The organism is Nitratidesulfovibrio vulgaris str. Hildenborough, assembly GCF_000195755.1.
Taxonomy (GTDB): domain Bacteria; phylum Desulfobacterota; class Desulfovibrionia; order Desulfovibrionales; family Desulfovibrionaceae; genus Nitratidesulfovibrio; species Nitratidesulfovibrio vulgaris.
In genome coordinates, this window is sequence record NC_005863.1 from 127,179 (window position 1) to 144,849 (window position 17,671).

Below are 17,671 nucleotides of genomic sequence, written 5' to 3' on the forward strand. Positions count from 1 at the left end.
TGCGCCCCTATGCCGACCCGGCGTGCCTGAAGTGTTCGTACAGCATGTCCAGCAGTCTTCCGCCGTTCTCGACCCGGCGCCGGTCGTCGTCGCTGCCGAGGCAGATGCCGTTCAGCAGGGCGAGCACGCCCGCCGATTCGGGGCGCACCGGGGCGCGTTCGTCGAGGTCGATGTCGTGCACGACCTGTCCAAGCATGGCGAGGGCCTTGTCCGCCCCGAGACCGAAACGGCGCAACAGCACTTCGAACGTGCAAAGCGGCCCTTCGTGCGTGAAGTCGCCACCCACCATGTCGAACAGGATGGCCCCCTCGGGCGCGTTGTCAGGGTCGAACATGACCGTCGCCCCGGCGTCGATGAACCGCCGTATGAGCCATGAACAGGCGATGCGGTCGACATGCACTCCGGGCCGTGTCGCCCACACGCGCCCTGCATAGTCGGCAACGTCAAGCGTGCCGGGGCCGGGGCGCACGCCCTGCGCCTGTTCCTCGAGCCAGCCGTCGAGGGCTGACAGCAGCCCTTCGACAGCGCCGCGGCCTTGCGCCCCGAAGAAGTCGAGGGCCAGCACCGCCTCGTAGCGGGCCTTGAGTTGCGTGCACCACTGGCGGGCCTGCTGGACGGCGGCATCATCGGCCGAAGAGGGTGCCGTCAGTCCTTCGACCAGCGGCTGGAACTCCCCGGCGAGGCTGCGGTAGTCGGCCTCGCGGGCCTCGGTGAACAGGCGTCTGATGTCCGCATCGGAAAGCCCGCCGCCATCGAGACCGTCGAAGGTGGCACGGCACACATAGGCCTTGCCTCCGCCCTGCTCTATCTCCTGTGCCAGCCAGACGAGGGCGTCACGATGCGGCGCGGTGTCGGGCAGCACGTAGACCGAGTTCTTCACGGGCATGGCACCCAGTGCCGCCAGCCTGCGGGCGACCTTCGCCCGCAGATACGGGGGACGGGGCGGGATGTTGTGGATGCAGAGCAACCACGGGTGGTGCATCCCGTCCTGCGCCGCTCTAGCCTTTCCCACGATGGGCCTCCCACGCTGCAAGTCCGCCGTCGAGGATGCGCACGTCGCATCCCTTCGCGGTGAGGGTCGCGTGCACGGCGGCACTGACCGAACCGCCCCGCACGCAGTAGATGACCACGGGCTTGTCGGGTGCAAGCTCATGCGCCCATGCCTCAGCCTCTTCGGGCGAACGCCACTCGGCCCCCGGAATGCCGCCCCCTGCGGCAGCACGGTCGGCGGGCCGCCGCACATCGAGCAGCCTGACGGCCTTGGCTGCAAGCAGCCTTTCGAGTTCGTCGGGTGATATCCTGTCTGTCATGGTCGACTCCTCCGGGCATGACGCCCTGCGGATGAAGGGGCCGGGAACCCCGGCCCCACGGGTCTATCCGCCGAAATACTTCAGGCAATCCTGAAGGTTCGCCGTATGGCTGGCAATCTGCTTGCCGAACCTGCACTTCAGGTCGTCCACGAGATGATACACGTATTCCTGTGCGGCCTCATCGCCGTATTGCTTGCGGAACATCTCGGCGTTGGCAAGCACCTTCGAGAAATCATGACGCTCGTACTTCGACTCGGGCGCGTCAATCCACTCGTGAACCTCGCGGTATTCCTTGCCGGTTCGCGCCACGCTGGCGGCGATGTGTTCATTGAGTTCAGGCATGGGGGTCTCCTGTCGTTGTGGTCGGTATGGACGTTGTGGGCGTTCCCGGCCCAATTGCACCGGATGCAGCGGGTGCACCGGATGCAGCGGGTGCGGGAATGTGCCGGTCGCACCGGGTACGCGGAATGCCCGGCAGGGCCGGGTGCGGCGTTGCGCCACCGACCGGGAAGACGCCTTCACGGTCTTTCAATTGCACTATATGTCTCGCGCAGGATATGTCAATTGACATCTTTTGCGACGAGCTTATAGTGCAACTGTGACAGGTTGAACCGCGTCGCACAGACGGTACCCGCAGCCCGTCGCGCCCATCATTCTCGAACCACGGACGCGCCATGAACACGCACCTCATCACGGCCCTGTGCTCTGTCGGCTTTCTTGCCCGGTTCTCCTACGCCCTTGCCCGCAACCCCGTCCTGCCCCTCTTCGCCCTGTATCTGGGCGCAGGGCCCGAGGCCATCGGGCTGGCCGTGGGCATCTCCACGGTGACGGGCATCTTCTTCAAGATGCCTGCCGGGGCCATCTCGGACATCATCGGACGCCGCAGGACGATGCTGGCGGGGCTTTGTTTCTTCGCCTTCGTCCCGTTCCTGTACTTCTTCATCTCCAGCTACGAGGCCCTCGTGGCCGTACGCTTCCTGCACGGATTCGCCACGGCCATCTACGGCCCTGTCGCCATGGCGGTGGTCGCCGACGTGGCAGGCGCGAGAAAGGGCGAGATGCTGTCGTGGTTCTCGTCCGTCGCCATTCTCGGAACGCTTGCCGGTGCCCCGGTGGGTGGCCTGCTGGTCTCGCTTCTTGGCGGCGTGCAGGGGGCCACGGCCACGACGTTCCATGCGGTCTACGGCATCGTGGCGGTCACGGGGCTTGCCGCCCTGCTGCTGGGCGTGAAGATACTGCTCAAGGAGGAGACGGCAGCCGGGGCCGTGCAGGGTTCGCGATGGGAACGCTTCGTCTCCGGCATCCGCGAGGTCTCCGGAGACAGGCGGGTCGTCGCCGCCTCTGCCATGGAGGGCGTGCAGAACATGTCCATGGGGGCGCTTGAGGCCTTCCTGCCCGTGTATGCGGTGACGGTGGCGGGTCTCTCGGCGTTCGAGGCCGGGCTTCTGTGGGCGGGGCAGGTGGTGACCACCATGCTTGCCAAGCCCCTCATGGGCAGGTTCTCGGACGGGCACGGGCGCAACGGACTCATCGTCGCCGGGCTGCTGTGCTGTGCCGTGCCCTTCGCCCTCATCCCCCTGCTGCGCGACTTCACGTCGCTGTTCCTCGCATGCCTCGTGTTCGGACTGGGCGAGGCGCTTGTCACCTCGTCTTCAGCCGCGCTGGTGGCAGACCTTTGCAAGGCCCGCAACTATGGCACCGCCATGGGCGTGTTCGGAACCATCTTCGACATCGGGCATGCCTCCGGCCCCATCCTGGGCGGCGTACTCGTGGGCCTGCTGGGCTACGGATGGGCCTTCGGCATCATGTCGCTGGTGCTGGTGGCCAGCATTCCGTTCTTCATCGCCGCCATGCGCGGCAACGGCGTACAGGAAGGACAGGCCTGACGAAGGGGGGCGCGCAGTTGGCCGAGATAGAGGCGCAAAACGATGACATGGGGTGTACAGACGCGCACAGGCGCGCACGGGCGGAACGGGAACAGGGCTGTCAGGGCACGCCTGCCCCTCGGGCGGCATGAGGCGATGGCAGGACAGCAACGCACCTGCGCGTGACGCAGTGGCACGGTGCGGCGACACTCCCGGCACGCCTCGGGGACACGGGACAGACACGCGCGTCGCCACAGGTCGGCACGACCACGCCAAGGGGTGACTTGACGGGCACCACGTTCATGTCCATAGCATGTAACCATGTGCACACCCGCCCCGCAGGAGTATACGCCATGACAGCCCCCCTCACCGCACGGCACCAGACGCCAGACGCCCCTGCCGCGACGCCAGCCACCGCGGCAGGGGCGCAAGACCCGCACGCCCCCCCAATGGCGCCCCGGACAGCCTCCCTACCGGCCCGGTCACCCGCCCGGCCGCCTGCCAGACTGCCCGCCCGTTTGCATGTGGAGGTGACCACCCGGTGCAATCTCCAGTGCCCCATGTGCGTGAAACAGGCGCAAGGCTGCCGCATCGAAGAGGCCGACCTGCCTCTTGCGCTCTTCATGCGCCTCGGCAGCGTGTTGCCGTCGGTACGCAGCCTCGTGCTGAACGGCATCGGCGAACCCCTGCTGCACCCCGACCTGCCCGAGATGCTGCGCTTCGCCCGCAGCCTCATGCCCCCTGACGCCAGCATCGGCTTCCAGACCAACGGCCACCTCTTCACCCCCGACCTCGCACGACAGGTGGTGGAGGCGGGGGTAGACCGGCTGTGCCTTTCGGTGGATTCACTCGGCAGCCCCGACAGCATGTCCGCACCCGGATGCCCGCACGGCGAAACGTTGCGCGCCGACATGGGCCACGGGGGCGGCAGACCGGACATCGTGGCGCAGCGTCTCGCCTCCGTCATGACCATGCTGCGCGCCATCCCCTCGCCGCGCCCGCACGGGCTGCAACTGGGGTGCGAGTTCGTGCTCCTGCGCGACAACGCCCATGAACTGCCCCGGGTTGTGCGCTGGGCCGCGCAGCAGGGCGCGTCGTTCATGCTGGTCTCGCACGTGCTGCCCTATGACGCCAAGACGGCGGAACAGTCGCTCTTCAGCGCCGACACCGCCGAGGCGCTGGCGTTCGTCGCCGCGCACCGCCAGAGGGCCGCGGAACAGGGGCTGGACATCTCGACCTACTTCGACGTGCTGTGGAAGTTCCACAAGTCACCGCAGGAGAAGGCCGTCGTGGACTACGTGGGGGCCATGCAGGACGAGGCCGTGGCGCACGGGCTGTCACTGCATCTGCGAAGGCTGCTCGACCCGCACAGGGGAGAAACGGTCGCGCTGTCGCCACAGGCACTCGAAGCCCTGTTCGCCGAGGCACAGGCCGAGGCCGACCGCGCGGGCCTCGACCTCTCGCTGCCGCAGACAGGGGCGCGGCTGGACAGGCACTGCGCGTTCATCGAAGAGGGCGCGGCCTTCATCGCCGCCGACGGCGGGGCGCACCCGTGCCAGTTTCTCTGGCACCGCTACGCCTGTCATCTCGACGGCGCGACCAAGCAGGTGTACCCGCGCCGCTTCGGGTCGCTGGCGGAGACACCCCTCGAGGAGATGTGGGACGGAGAGGCATGGCGGGCCTTCCGTGACGAGGTGCTGGCCTACGACTACCCCGACTGCACCAACTGCCCCACCGTGCCCTGCGACGACATCACGGGCACGTTCGGCGACTTCGAGATGGACTGCCACGGTGTCACCGTGCCCTGCGGGCACTGCCCGTGGTGCCTTGGCGGCGTGCAGTGCCTCGATTGAACGGCGCGCCGGACATGGCGCGGAGAGACCGTGAAGCTGGCGCAGGCGCGCAAGGGCGAAGCACGAACATACGGCTGCACTGGCTTCCGGCTTCCTTGAGCTGACGCGGGCACGCAAGGTCGAAGACAGCCGCCCCCCGCAAGGTCAGACGAAGCACCCCGCCAGCACCGGGTCGTCGTCGAGCATGGCCCGCACTTCGGGCAGGCAGTCGCGCAGCGACAGCACGGTGAAGAAGTCGTCCTTGACCGACGGCGCCACGCGCACCGCCTCAAGCCATTCCGCCTTGCTGAACGGGTCGGCGCGTATGGCGTCCCAGAAGCCCGTCTTCGTGAACAGCCTGTCGATGGTGGCCGTCTCCTGCCGCTGGAGGCGGCGCATGAGGTAGGTCGCCACCCCCACCTGCAACCCGTGCAGGCGCGGACGTGACGCCGTGGCGTCCAGCGCGTGCGAGACGAGGTGCTCGCTGCCGCTGGCGGGGCGCGACGAGGCGCAAATCTCCATGGCGATGCCGTTGAGCATCAGCGCCGTACCGAGCAGGCTCATGCCCTGCGCGTCGAAGGCGGGCGCGGCCATGAACTGCCGCACGGTGGCGTCGGAGAGGAGCGCGGCGAGGTCGTTCACCGGTTCGCCCGTGTTGTGGAAGGCCAGCTTCCAGTCCACCACGGCGGAGAGTTTCGAGGCAAGGTCGCCCACCCCCGACAGCCAGAGGATGCGCGGTGCAGACAGGCACACATCCACGTCGATGACCACGCCCTGCGGCAGCCTTGCGGCCAGCGACCTGCGCCTGCCGTTGAGGGTGAGACTCGCCTGCGGGCTGCAGAAGCCGTCGTTGGACAGCGAGGTCGGCGCGGCGAAATAGGGTACGCCAGCCAGAAAGGCCATGTACTTGGCCATGTCCAGCGCCTTGCCGCCCCCAAGCCCCACGATGGCGCCGACCTTGGCGGGCAGTGCCGCGAAGTCGTGCACCACCTCTTCGAAGGTGTTGTCCGCGACCTCGGCCCATGACGCGGCCTCGACGCCCTCCTGCGCGAAGCCCCCGCGCACGGCCTCGACCACCGGCTGCGGCAGCCCCGTGCTGGCAAGGACGGCGACCCGCACGTACCCGCCACGGCGCAGGTACACGCCAAGGCGCGCCAGCGCGCCGGGCTTGATGCGCACCAGCCCCGGCACGGAAATGTATGTGGCCCGGTTCATGCCTTCCCTCCTCCGGTCTGCGGTACGTGGGTCACGTCACCCCCAATCTCGCATGTCCGGGACGATTTGGACACCCCCGGAGGGCTTGTGGCTGGCGACGTGGCGACACGCGACGCACCGCACATCAGGCACACCGGCCCGTCAGGCCCGTCAGATATGTCAGGCAAGCCTAGGGCTTGCGGCGCGTGAAGGACAACATGGTGATGTCGTCCGACTGTTCGGCCTCGCCCCGGAAGGCCAGCAACGCCTCGTGAACGCCCGTGAGCATGTCGGCAGGCGTGCTGGCGCGGTGCGCGGCGACCACGTCATGCAGCCGCACCATGTCGAAGAGTTCCAGTGCCGGGTTCATGGCCTCGGTCACGCCGTCGGTGTAGACGAGGCAGGTCTGCCCCTCCTCCAGCGTCGCCGTGAAGCCCTCGTAGTCCACATCCTCGAACGCCCCCACCATCGGGCCGCTGATGCCCTCCAGTTCAAAGGGCGGGGCAGTGCCCTCGCAGTCCACGACGCAGGGCTGGCAGTGCCCGCCGTTGGCGTATTCCAGCACGCCCGTCTGCGGGTCGAAGGCGGCGATGAACAGCGTCACGAACATGCAGCCGGGGTTGTTCTGCGCCAGCTGCGCGTTGACGCGCATCATGGCCTCGGCGGGCGACAGCCCCTGCGCCACGGCGTACCGGCACAGGGTGACCACCATCGCCATGAACAGGGCCGCGGGCACGCCCTTGCCGGAGACGTCGCCGATGACGAACACCTGTCTGCCGTCGGGCGCGGTGAGAAAGTCGTAGAGGTCGCCGCCCACCTCCTTGGCGGGTTCGAGGAAGGCGTGGGCCGAGAAGCCCGGACGCACGGGGCACGCGTCGGGCGCGGGCAGGATGCCCATCTGGATGTCGCGCGCGGCGTCGAGTTCACCCTGAATGCGCTCCTTGGCGGCTGTGGTCTCCATGAGGGCGCGCACGTTGCGCGACAGCGCCTCGCCCATGAAGGCGAAGGCCCGCGCCAGTTGCCCCACCTCGTCGCTGCGCCGGGTGAACAGCCCCTCGGCGGCGAAGGTCGCGGCGTCGGGCGCGCTGAAGTCCAGCGACGACAGCGCATGGGCCTTGCGCGTGAGCATCCGCAACGGGGCGATGAGACGTGCGGTGATGCCGAGGGTCGCCGCAAGGCTGACCAGCACGGCGATGGCGGCAAGGAACGACAGCTTGCGCACCAGCGCGTTGGTGGGGGCCTCTATCTCGGCCACCGGGGCGGCGGAGACGACATACCAGTCGAGGGCCTTGAAGTACGCGATGCGGAAGATGGCCTGACCGAGGGGCGACGACGCGGCAGAGACCACCTCGACCCGGCCCTGTGCCCGCGCCGTGGCGAGGGCGTCGGCGGGGATGGTGCCGTCGCTGCGCCCAAGCGGGTTGCCTTCGTGGGCCAGCACCTCGCCCCTGCCGGACAGGAGCGCGATGTAGCCGCTGCCGCTCAGCTTCAGGGTGGCGAACTTCTCTTGCAGGCTGCGGATGATCTGTTGTTCGCTGAAGAGCGCCTGCTTCTCGATGTCGGACAGCAGCAGCGCGGAGACGGCGACACTCTCGCCGTCGGGCATGGGCAGGAAGTAGACCAGCATGGGCGCGCCGGACGGGGCTACGGCTGTGCCGGTGGCGGGTGTGGCGGCAGAGGCAACGGGCGCTGGCGTCTGTGCATCCGCCTGTGCGTCCGCCTGTACGCCGGTCGGGACTGACGAAGCCGTATCGCCTTGCGCCGTCGCGAGGGGCAGCCCGTCAACGATAGCCGCGCCGGGGGCAGCGGCAGTGCCGGAAGCGACAGAGGCACCGACAGCGGACGCACCGCCCGAGGCTTCGAGCACGGCGAACTCGCCGTCCTGCGGCAAAAGCACCGGAGACAGCAGCGACCGCACCGGGCGACCCTTGAAGTCGGTACGCGACGGGTCGGCGAGCACAGTGCCGAGAAGCCCCGTCCCGGCCCGCGGGCGGCCCTGCGCGTCGACGATGTCCATGTGCACGCCGAATTCGGCGAGACGCCCTATCCAGTTGGCGACGAACCGTTCGCGCACGTCGGGCGGCATCTGCGCCACATCCTGCCATGTGGCCCGCGCAAGCTGGGTGAAACGACGCAGCTGTTCCTTGCGCAGCAGCACGTCGACGACCTTGTTGCTGAGCAGGTTGAGGTAGCGCGAGTCGATGCCGTCTTCCATCAGGGTGATGACGTTGCCGAAGGCCTCGCGTTCGAGTTCGGCGTTGGACTGCCGCAGGTCGCGGTAGGTGAACGAGATGATGGGCACGGTCGCCAGCGCGATGGAGCACGCCACGAGAAGAAAGAGCTTGGTTCTGAGCGAGATGGTCATGGCTGGCATGTCCGGTGAGGCGTTGCAGGTTCATGGATACGGAAGGCGGACAGGGGGCGGGCCGTCCCGTCCGTGGCGCAGCCTGTGGTGCGACAGGTGATACTGTGGGCGATACTGGTGACGGGATTGGGGGCGTTGCGACGGGCCGTGGCGCTGTCATTGCGGATGATGACGCCGCAGGCAGGGAGAGTCGTGTCGCCGCCCACATCGACGCCCACGCGGGGCCCCATGGCGTGAAGGACACCACCGGACACCGTGTCCGACGCGAGGCCCACGGTACCGGAGACGCGACAGGCGATACGGGTGACGGGATTGGGGACAGCGTCGGGGCGGTGGCGTCCCTTGCCCCACGGGCGACACGGAGACATCATGCCCTGTCGTCCCCGCCGGAGATGGCGAAGCGCAGCAGCTTCTTGCGAAGCCCCTCGCGGGTGATGCCCAGAAGTTCGGCGGCGCGACTCTTGTTGCCGCCCGCGTGGTCGAGGGCGGCGAGGATGGTCTCGCGTTCGAGTCCGTGCAGGTTGAAGCGGTCGGCGGCATCGGCCCCGCCGGAGATTCCGGGCTGGCCGGCACCCGCGGATACGGCGGCGACAAAAGCAGGCGACGGGCTGGCAACGGACGGCGGCTGGTACCCTGCGCCCGGGAACGCCCCGGCATCCGGCAGGGAACCCGCGCCGGGGAGTGACCCCGCAGGGCACGGCGCACCACCGGCACCTGCGGCACCACCGGAACCCTCTGCGCCAGCCGTGAGTCCCGGCGCGTGACCGGCCGACCCGGCAGATGCCGTCTCCCGGCCTGCCGACGCTGCGGCTGTTCCGCCCCCCGCACCGCCTCCCGACCCGCCAGCCCCGACGGGCCCGGCGATACGGGGCGACAGGTCGCCCACCTCCACACGGTCGCCGATGGTGAGCGCAGCGGCACGTTCCATCTCGTTGTTCAGTTCACGCACGTTGCCGGGCCACGCATAGCGGCGGAGCAGGTCGCGCGCGCCGAACGAGATGGTCAGCCGGGGCCGTCCCATCTGGGCGCAGTGCCGTTCGAGGAAATGCTGTGCCAGCAGCAGGATGTCGTCGCCGCGTTCGCACAGGGGCGGCAGGTGCACCTCTGCCACGTTGATGCGGTAGTAGAGGTCTTCGCGGAAACGCCCTTCGCGCACCGCCTGTGCGAGGTCTGCGTTGGTGGCTGCCACGACCTTGATGTCGACGGGTATGGCGCGGCTGCTGCCCACGCGCACCACCTCGCGCCCTTCGAGGACGCGCAGCAGCTTGGCCTGATGCGGCAGGGGCATGTCGGCGAGTTCATCGAGGAAGAGCGTGCCGCCGTCGGCCTCTTCCACGAGACCCTTGCGCGCCGAGACGCCCGTGGCGACCCCGCGTTCGATGCCGAACATCTCGCTCTCGAACAGGGCTTCGGGGATGGCGGTGCAGTTGACGGCGATGAACGGCCCCTCGCGCCGTGGCGAACTATAGTGGATGAGCTTCGCCACCACCTCCTTGCCTGCCCCGGTGGGGCCGAGAAGGAGCGTGTTGATGGGCCGCCGTGCGATGGAAAGGGCCATGTCGGTCACGGCGCGCATGGCGGCGCACTGCCCGATGAGACGCCGGGGCTGGAAGCTGTCTTGCAGGGTATGGGCGAGACGCTGGTTGCGTTCGGTCAGCAGGCGGCGCGCCTCTTCGAGTTCTTCGTTGCGGTCGCGCAATTCGGCGATGAGTTGCGCCTGCTGGAATTCGCGTGCCTCGACCTTGACCAGCATCATGCCGAAGGCCTCGGCAAGGCGGGTGTAGCGTTCAGGCACGGTGCCCGCCCCCGGCTTGGGTGACGTCTGGGGTGACGACTGGGGTGACGGCTGCTGCGCCCCTTGGCCCGAAGTCTGCGCTGACGCCTGCGATGGCGTCTGTGATGACGTCTGTACTGAAGTCTGCCCCGAAGCCTTTGATGACGCCTGCCCCGGCGTCTGGCACGGCGTCTGACCCGAAATCTGAAACGACGCCTGAGGTGCGGTCAGGCCGAAGAGTCTGTCTTCACTGGCGGGGCGACCCCATGCGAGGTCGTCGCAGAGGTCGATGAGGTTGTCGAGCAAGTCGTTCTCGTCCATCGTGTCCGGTTCCTTCTCCGCCGGGGCGCATGGCCCTGCGGCACGGCCTACCGTTCCTGAAGCGACTGCACCCAGCGCAGCACCTCGGCCACGGGGCCGATGAGTTCCTTGGGGATATAGGCGTTCTCGGTGCCTTCGGCGAAGAGGCTACGCGCCAGCGGCACGTTCTGCATGACGGGAATGCCCTCTTCGCGGGCTATCTCCACCATGCGGCGCGCCATCAGACCCTCGCCCTTGGCGAGGATGACGGGCAGCGGCGTCCTGTCCTTCTCGTAATCCAGTGCCACGGCGAAATGGGTGGGGTTCGTCACGATGACCTTCGCCTTGCGAACGTTCGAGAGCGTGTTCTGTGCCAGCATCTCCTGATGCAACTGCTTGCGCTTGCCCTTGATATGGGGGTCGCCCTCCATCTCCTTGTACTCGCGCTTGACCTCGTCCTTGGTCATCATATGCTGCTTGTTGTACTGCCAGCGCTGGTAGAGATAGTCCAGCGCGGCGATGACGCAGAAGACCACGGCAGCCATGAGCACCATGTCGCGCGCCGCCGTGCCCAGCACCTTCAACAGCAGCCCTATGTCGCCGTCGGGGATGGAGAACAGCCCGCGCATGTGGTCGGACATCACCTTCCACACCGCCCAGCCGAGAACGCCAACCTTGATGCAGTTCTTGAGCAGTTCTACCGCGTTGCGCATGGAGAACACCTTCTTGAACCACTTGCCGGGGCTGATGTTCTCAAGCTTGGGCATGGCCCCCTTGAAGGCGAAGAGCACACCCGTCTGCGCCAGCGTGCCGAGAAACGCCGCCATCATGGCAAGGCCCACCACGGGCAGCACGATGCCCACGGCGGCATGCACCACCGCCGTGCCCAGAAGGGGCAGCGCCTCGTCGAAGGGCATCGCCATGTGGCGCATCGAAAGTTCCGTCACCTCCATCAGCGAGGCGAAGATGGATTCCCCGGCGAAGGCGAAGTACCCTGCCACCGCAAGCACCGTCACCGCCGACCCGATGTCCTGACTCTTGCAGATGTCACCCTTCTCGCGCGCCTCGCGCAGGCGTTTGGGTGTTGGCTGTTCGGTCTTGTCGCTCATGGCAGCAGCCCCTGAAGCGTGGCGAGGCCGCCCGCGAAGTCGGCATACAGCCCCGGTGCATGGGCCACCAGCGCCCCGAAGTAGAGCAGCAGAAGCAGGCTTGCCACCGCACTCTTCACGGGCATGGCCAGCACGTAGACGTTCAGCTGCGAGGCGAAGCGGTTCACCAGACCCAGCGAGAGGTCGGCCAGCAGGCACGCCACCATGATGGGCCCCGCCAGCAGCAGCATGTGGGTCATGAGCCACGCCACCTTTCCGGCGAAGTACAGGGGCAGGTCGGCCCGCCATGACAGCGGCGTCAGCGAAGGCACGGGCCATACCTCGTACGAGGTGTAGAGCAGCCCGAGAAAGGCTACGAAGGCTCCGCTGGCGTAGAAAAGGTACATCATCACCTGTAGCAGGAAGGCGCCGGTGGGCGAGGTCTGCTCACCCGACATGGGGTCGGACTCTTCAGCCATGGACGCGCCGCGCTGGTTGTCGATGAGAAAGCCCGCACTCTGCACGGCCCAGAAGGCCATGCCCGCCAGAAGGCCCATCAGCAGCCCCAGCAGCGTCTCCTTGAGCAGCAGCGCCCCGTAGTGGCCCATGAGCGAGGGGTCGAAGATGTGCCCGTGCGGCAGCTGCCCCACGATGACGGGGTGCAGCGGCAGATAGCATGCGAAGACGAGCACCAGACGCAACTGCCCGGAGACGACGTTGCCGCCCATGAAGGGGGCCACCTGCGCGATGACGAACAGACGCGGCATCCCCACCAGCAGGGCCAGCATATGGTCGTATACGGCCAGTTGGTCGAGTATCGTCTCCAGCGTCATGGTCGCCTACAACAGGTAGAACTTGACGAATATCTCGTCTGCGAAGCGCAGCAGTTCACCCCCGAACCAGCCGCCCATGAGAAAGAGCGTGAGCACCACGGCGATGAGCTTCACCCCGAAGGTGAGCGTCTGTTCCTGCAACTGCGTGATGGCCTGTATGAGGCTGAGCACGATACCCACCACAGACGCCACGATGATGGGCGGCATGGAGAGCATCAGCACAAGGTACAGCGCCTTGACCGCGTATGTCATGGGCATCGAATCCATGGGGTTCCTTCTCGTGCCCGCGCGTGCGGGATGACGGCGTGTGCCGATTCCTGACCTGACACCGGGGTGCGTGGCGGGCGGTATCGCCTGACCGAATAACAGCGTGCGCCGACGTCTGGCCGGATGACGGCATCTGCCGACGCTTGGCCGCATGACAGCGCCTGCCGACGCTTGACCGGATGACGGCATCTGCCGACGCCTGGCCGGATGACGGCGTCTGCTGCGCCTGCCGTGTAACTACCGCCCCGTGTCGCGGCCCCCGTCCCCTGACTGGCCGGATGGCGCCGCCGACGTCTGCCTGCCTTGCATACGCCTGCGGGGTTACAGGCGTATCCTGTTCACGGGTTGCACCGAAATCTCTGGCGTAAGCTCCTGATACGACATGACGGCGAGGGTGTAGTGGTCGCCTTCGATGAGACGCCGCACATACCGTCTGATATCCATCGAGGTCATGATGACGGGCTTCTGCGTCTGCTGGGCATACGGCCCTGCGGCATCGGCAACCGCCTTCATGAACCGTTCGGTCACGGCGGGTTCCAGCGCGAGGAAGGCCCCTGCGGAGGTCTGCCGGACGGCCTTGCGGATGGTCTCCTCCACGCCGGGGTCGAGCAGGATGGCGGGCAGCATGTTCTGCCCGCGCGAGTGCATGTAGCTTATCTGCCGCTTGAGTGCGCTGCGGACATACTCGGTGAGCATGACCGTGTCCTTCTCCTTGGCACTCCATTCGATGAGTGCTTCGAGGATGCTGCGCAGGTCGCGTATGGAGACCTGTTCCTGCACCAGCCGCTGGAAAATCTCTGCGATGCGCTGCACGGGCAGCAGGCGGGTGACTTCGCGCACGAGGTCGGGTGCCCTCTCCTCCATGCGGTCGAGAAGGTACTTGGCCTCCTGCATGCCGATGAAGGTGGAGGCGTGGCGCGAAAGCACCAGCGAAAGATGGTACGCGAGAATGCGCGCATGCGACATGTGCCCGATGCCCGCCTTCTCAAGCAGGCGGCATTGCTCGTCGGGCACCCACAGCGGTTCGACCTCGGGCAGGAAGCGTTCGCCCTCGCGCACGGCGACGCCCATCATGGCGAGGTTCTCGCGGGTGTCGCGCACGAGGCTCATGCCCTTCTCGAGCACCCCGCGCGACATGGGTATCTCGTTGAGGTTCAGCACATAGCACAGCCCCGGCAGCGCGGGGTTGGGGCGCACGTTGATGCCCGGAAAGGGCACCCCTAGGTCGAAGTACAGCGCACGGCGCAGCCGCGCCAGTTCATCGTTGAGCGAGTCGTAGTCGAGGCTCTCGCCAAGGGCCGGAGAGAGGTCGAGGATGATGGGCACGGTGGGGGCGAAGTCGTCGCCCTGCTGTGCGCCGCCCCGTGCGGGGCGCGGCTTCACCGCCGGTGCCAGCGAGCGCGAGAGTTCGGCGCGCGGGTCGGTCTCTGCGGGCAACTCCGCCATGCGGCGCAGCACGTAGCCGAAACCGCCGAGGGCCAGCGCCAGCCCCATCAGCTGCGGCTTGGGGAAGCCGGGCACCAGCGCGAAGAGAAAGACCAGCCCCCCCGCCATGAGCAGGGCCTTGGGCTGTCCGAAAATCTGCCCGCCAATCTGCGCCCCCACGTTGCCGCCCGAATCGCCCGACCGGGTGATGAGAATGCCCGCGGAGATGGACACCAGCAGCGAGGGTATCTGCGATACAAGACCGTCACCGATGGTGAGGATGCCGTAGGTGTGCAGCGCCTCGCCCGCCGCCATGCCGTGCTGCGTGATGCCGATGACCGTGCCGCCCACGATGTTGACCAGCGCGACGATCATGCCCGCGATGCTGTCGCCCTTGACGAACTTCATGGCGCCGTCCATGGCGCCGTACATCTGGCTTTCCTGCGACACGGTGTTGCGCCTGCGCTGCGCCTCTTCCATGTCGATGACCCCGGCGCGCATGTCGGCGTCGATGGACATCTGCTTGCCGGGCATGGCGTCCAGCGTGAAGCGCGCCCCCACCTCGGCCACGCGTTCCGCGCCCTTGGCGATGACGAGGAACTGCACGATGGTGAGGATGACGAAGACCACCGCGCCCACCACGAAGTTGCCGCCCAGCGCGTATTCGCCGAAGACGAAGATGATCTCGCCCGCGTCTGCCTGCAACAGGATGAGGCGGGTGGTGGTGATGTTGAGACCCACGCGGAAGAGCGTGGTGAAGAGCAGCATGGTGGGGAAGACCGAGAAGTCGAGGATGGACTTCACGTACATCGACATCATCAGCATCACGAACGAGAGCGCCATGTTGGCGCCGATGAGCGTGTCGACCAGCGGCGTGGGCAGCGGCAGGATCATCAGGGCGATGACCACCACCAGCAGCAGCACGATGGCGAGGTCGTTGTGCCGGGTGACAGCCCCCACGGCGGTATTGGCGCGGGCGAGCATGCTCATGAACGGTCTCCCGTGAGATGGCGGTAGGTCTCCACCGCGCCGTGCGCCTCGTCGTGCCTGCCCTGCTGCCACAGCGCCTGTGCGCGCAGGAGGTGCAGCGCGGCGTCGGCAGAGGTGAGCACCATGCCGTCGAGGGCCTTGTGCAGGTGGTCGAGGGCGGCGGCACCGTCACCCTCCGCCATGGCGACGGCGGCGAGGTTGCGGTACACGAGGCTGACCTCGGCCCTGGGGGCGTCGTCGGGCAGCAGCGCGGCGATGGCGGCGAAGGTGCGGCGGGCGCTCTCGTGGCGGCCCATGCGCAGGTAGAGGTAGCCGAGGACGCTCAGCGTCCGGCGGCATTCGGGGGCGACGGCCAAGGCTAACCTCCCACCATCAATCCGGTGTAGGCCCGGAGAAGTTCGGTGTCGTCGATGAGCGCGGCAAGGTCGTTGCGGACGAAGTCGCGCACCGCGGGCGAGCGTTCGAGGCTGAGCGCGTCGAGGCACTGGCGCAGGTTCGCGCCGAAGACGTCGGGGCGCAGCATCTCGCCGTCACCCACGGGCGGGCAGAGGGCCTGTTCGACCAGCCTGCGCGCGTTCTGCGGCGCGAAAAGCTCTTCCAGCCCCGCCTCGTGCAGCACGCTGGCGGCAAGGGGCCGGGCCTGTGGCATGGTGGCGCGGAAGGTCTCCACATCCATGACGTTCTGGATGCCCAGCGACCCGTCGAAGAACCCGGTGACGCGGCTCATGCGCCCTCCCCGGGTGCGGTGGCCCTGTCGAGTACACCGGCAAGCAGCACGGCGGCGTTCTCCACGTCCACGGCGGTGGCTGTGCGCCCGTCAAGCCGGGTGAGCACCACGGCCTGCCCGCCGTGCATGCCGCCCTGCAACGGCAGGGGCCATGCGTGGCGGTAGTGCGAAAGGTCGAGCAACCTGCGGGGCAGGTGCGTCTCGTGCGCAGGCACGGCACGGGCGAGATAGACCAGCAGCGTGTCGTCGGAAGGTTCGACATACAGCCGCCCCACCCCGTCGATGTCGAAGGCCGCAAGGCCCCCGGCAGAGGGCACGAAGCCGGTCATGCCCATGCGCCTTGCGAATGCGGCGATGGTGTCCTGAAGCATCCCTACCCCTCCTGCGCTGCCAGAAAGGCGTCTTCGCGGTCTATGGCCCTGTCCACGGCGTCCTGTACGGCGTCGAGCAGCTTCATGCGGCCCGCCGTCCCGTCGAAGAGTTGTGCGGGCACATTGCGTGTCATACGCAGAAGTTCCTGAAGGAACAGCACCTCATGCTCGATGTCGGGGGCCTTCGCCTGCGCCGCGATGCGGTCGATGTGCAACGCCCCCAGAAAGTTCTCCGACCGCAGGGCCACCACCTGCTCGAGCAGCCCCTGCGCCGTGAGCGGGCAGTCCTTCACGCCGTGCACGTTCTCCCACCGGGTCATCACGTCGGCGCACAGGGCGTGGGCGCTCTTGAGCAGCCGCAGCTGCCCGAGGCTGGTGTTTACGCTCTCGAGGTGCGTGCCGTCCATACTCGGCATGTCCGAACCGAGGTCGCTGGACAGGGCGCGGTACAGGAAGCCGATGGCCACGTCGAACCGTTCGTCGCCGTAGCGTTCGTTGATGGTGGCGAAGACCTGCTCGACGGTGGTGAAGTCGCACACCGTGCCGCGGTAGAGGTCGCGCAGGGCGTCGGCATCGCCAAGGTCGGCGAAACCGGCAGAGGCGAGCGCCCCGTGCACCCCGGCGCGGATGGCGGGACCGTGTTCCGCCTCGAGGTCGGCGATGGCGCCGCGCACCGCCTCGCGCACGCCGTCGGGGATGGCGGGGTCGTCGTCGAAGGCTTGCAGGGCGTCGTGCAGGGCGGCCCATGCGTCGCTGGGGTCGGGAAACTGCGAAAGCGCCTCCTGGCGCGCCTGTTCCCTGCCCTGCTGCGACTTGAGGCTGTCTTTCAGCCTGTCCAGCCCCTCGCCCTTGCCCGCCTGATGCATCAACTCCTTGTAGAGTTCGATGCGCTCGGCCATGGCGTCTTCGGTGCTCTTGCGTTCCTTGCGTTCGGAGAGTTCGAAGTCGTCGGTGGTGTCGGCGGCGAAGGTGAGTTCCTCGGCGGCATCGGCAAGCAGCGACAGCGGCGAATCGACCACGGTCGCGGCCCTGCCCAGCAGGGTGCCCGCGGCCCCGTCCGGCCCGTCCTGAACGTTCGCAAGTCCGGGCTGGGCAGGCCCCGACACGCCACGCAGGTCGATCGACATAGTGTATCCTCCACAAAAACTGCTGTGCATGTCCCCAATCTATCTACAAGAGCAGACGCCACCGGCCCATGGAAACGGGCCTGACGCCCGCCGCAGTGAGCCGAGTCGCGCCGTACCGTGCCTGTGTGATACGTCAGCACACTCTGCCGCACGCCACCTGATGCAGTCGGGCATGGCACCTGCCGCGCACTCTCAGGACTTAC

General features: G+C 67.5%; 17 protein-coding genes. 2 read left to right on the forward strand and 15 right to left on the reverse strand.

Annotated elements, in window-relative coordinates:
• Window positions 1–7 precede the first annotated feature (7 nt).
• The 3 genes from DVU_RS16350 to DVU_RS16360 all read right to left on the reverse strand — a co-directional run bounded on the left by DVU_RS16350 (window position 8) and on the right by DVU_RS16360 (window position 1,652).
• The gene (locus DVU_RS16350) at window positions 8–1,012 is read right to left on the reverse strand and encodes a chromate resistance protein ChrB domain-containing protein (RefSeq protein WP_011176672.1); all 1,005 of its coding nucleotides are present in this window, start codon (window positions 1,010–1,012) and stop codon (window positions 8–10) included.
• On the reverse strand, window positions 999–1,310 hold the full coding sequence (locus DVU_RS16355) for a rhodanese-like domain-containing protein (RefSeq protein WP_014524677.1): 312 nt from the start codon (window positions 1,308–1,310) through the stop codon (window positions 999–1,001). The genes DVU_RS16350 and DVU_RS16355 overlap by 14 nt, the downstream gene beginning before the upstream one ends.
• A gap of 63 nt (window positions 1,311–1,373) precedes the next feature.
• Entirely contained in the window at window positions 1,374–1,652 is a 279-nt protein-coding gene (locus DVU_RS16360) for a hypothetical protein (RefSeq protein ID WP_014524678.1), read from the reverse strand.
• A 332-nt stretch (window positions 1,653–1,984) separates the two neighbouring features.
• On the opposite strand from DVU_RS16360, the gene DVU_RS16365 reads away from it, so the two are divergent.
• Window positions 1,985–3,196, forward strand: a complete 1,212-nt coding sequence (locus DVU_RS16365) for an MFS transporter (RefSeq protein WP_011176674.1) — start codon at window positions 1,985–1,987, stop codon at window positions 3,194–3,196.
• A gap of 332 nt (window positions 3,197–3,528) precedes the next feature.
• Window positions 3,529–5,028, forward strand: a complete 1,500-nt coding sequence (locus DVU_RS16370) for a radical SAM/SPASM family putative metalloenzyme maturase (protein ID WP_011176675.1) — start codon at window positions 3,529–3,531, stop codon at window positions 5,026–5,028.
• Between the two features lie 144 nt (window positions 5,029–5,172).
• Here the strand turns inward: DVU_RS16370 and DVU_RS16375 are convergent, their stop codons facing one another.
• The 12 genes from DVU_RS16375 to sctW form a co-directional block, all read right to left on the reverse strand.
• The gene (locus tag DVU_RS16375; RefSeq protein ID WP_011176676.1) at window positions 5,173–6,222 is read right to left on the reverse strand and encodes an iron-containing alcohol dehydrogenase family protein; all 1,050 of its coding nucleotides are present in this window, start codon (window positions 6,220–6,222) and stop codon (window positions 5,173–5,175) included.
• A gap of 169 nt (window positions 6,223–6,391) precedes the next feature.
• Complete coding sequence (locus DVU_RS16380; RefSeq protein ID WP_014524679.1) at window positions 6,392–8,566, reverse strand: SpoIIE family protein phosphatase; 2,175 nt, start codon at window positions 8,564–8,566, stop codon at window positions 6,392–6,394.
• Window positions 8,563–8,937: a hypothetical protein gene (locus DVU_RS16385; protein WP_014524680.1), complete on the reverse strand. Its 375-nt coding sequence runs from the start codon at window positions 8,935–8,937 to the stop codon at window positions 8,563–8,565. Before DVU_RS16385 ends, DVU_RS16380 begins: the two co-directional genes overlap by 4 nt.
• Window positions 8,934–10,661: a sigma-54 interaction domain-containing protein gene (locus DVU_RS16390; RefSeq protein WP_011176678.1), complete on the reverse strand. Its 1,728-nt coding sequence runs from the start codon at window positions 10,659–10,661 to the stop codon at window positions 8,934–8,936. Before DVU_RS16390 ends, DVU_RS16385 begins: the two co-directional genes overlap by 4 nt.
• Before the next feature lie 47 nt (window positions 10,662–10,708).
• Complete coding sequence (gene sctU / locus DVU_RS16395; RefSeq protein ID WP_011176679.1) at window positions 10,709–11,749, reverse strand: type III secretion system export apparatus subunit SctU; 1,041 nt, start codon at window positions 11,747–11,749, stop codon at window positions 10,709–10,711.
• Window positions 11,746–12,561 carry a type III secretion system export apparatus subunit SctT gene (gene sctT, locus DVU_RS16400; protein WP_011176680.1) on the reverse strand — a complete coding sequence of 272 codons (816 nt, stop codon included), beginning with the start codon at window positions 12,559–12,561 and terminating at the stop codon, window positions 11,746–11,748. Before sctT ends, sctU begins: the two co-directional genes overlap by 4 nt.
• Before the next feature lie 6 nt (window positions 12,562–12,567).
• Window positions 12,568–12,828 carry a type III secretion system export apparatus subunit SctS gene (gene sctS / locus DVU_RS16405; protein ID WP_011176681.1) on the reverse strand — a complete coding sequence of 87 codons (261 nt, stop codon included), beginning with the start codon at window positions 12,826–12,828 and terminating at the stop codon, window positions 12,568–12,570.
• A 321-nt stretch (window positions 12,829–13,149) separates the two neighbouring features.
• Window positions 13,150–15,243 (reverse strand): type III secretion system export apparatus subunit SctV, encoded by a 2,094-nt coding sequence (sctV, locus tag DVU_RS16410; protein ID WP_011176682.1) that lies wholly within the window; start codon window positions 15,241–15,243, stop codon window positions 13,150–13,152.
• Window positions 15,240–15,599, reverse strand: a complete 360-nt coding sequence (gene sctY, locus DVU_RS16415) for a type III secretion apparatus assembly chaperone SctY (protein ID WP_014524681.1) — start codon at window positions 15,597–15,599, stop codon at window positions 15,240–15,242. The genes sctV and sctY overlap by 4 nt, the downstream gene beginning before the upstream one ends.
• A 2-nt stretch (window positions 15,600–15,601) precedes the next feature.
• Window positions 15,602–15,970 carry a type III secretion apparatus assembly protein SctX gene (gene sctX, locus DVU_RS16420; protein WP_014524682.1) on the reverse strand — a complete coding sequence of 123 codons (369 nt, stop codon included), beginning with the start codon at window positions 15,968–15,970 and terminating at the stop codon, window positions 15,602–15,604.
• On the reverse strand, window positions 15,967–16,341 hold the full coding sequence (gene sycN / locus DVU_RS16425) for a type III secretion chaperone SycN (protein ID WP_011176683.1): 375 nt from the start codon (window positions 16,339–16,341) through the stop codon (window positions 15,967–15,969). Before sycN ends, sctX begins: the two co-directional genes overlap by 4 nt.
• A gap of 2 nt (window positions 16,342–16,343) precedes the next feature.
• Window positions 16,344–17,468 carry a type III secretion system gatekeeper subunit SctW gene (sctW, locus tag DVU_RS16430; RefSeq protein ID WP_011176684.1) on the reverse strand — a complete coding sequence of 375 codons (1,125 nt, stop codon included), beginning with the start codon at window positions 17,466–17,468 and terminating at the stop codon, window positions 16,344–16,346.
• Between the last annotated feature and the right edge of the window lie 203 nt (window positions 17,469–17,671).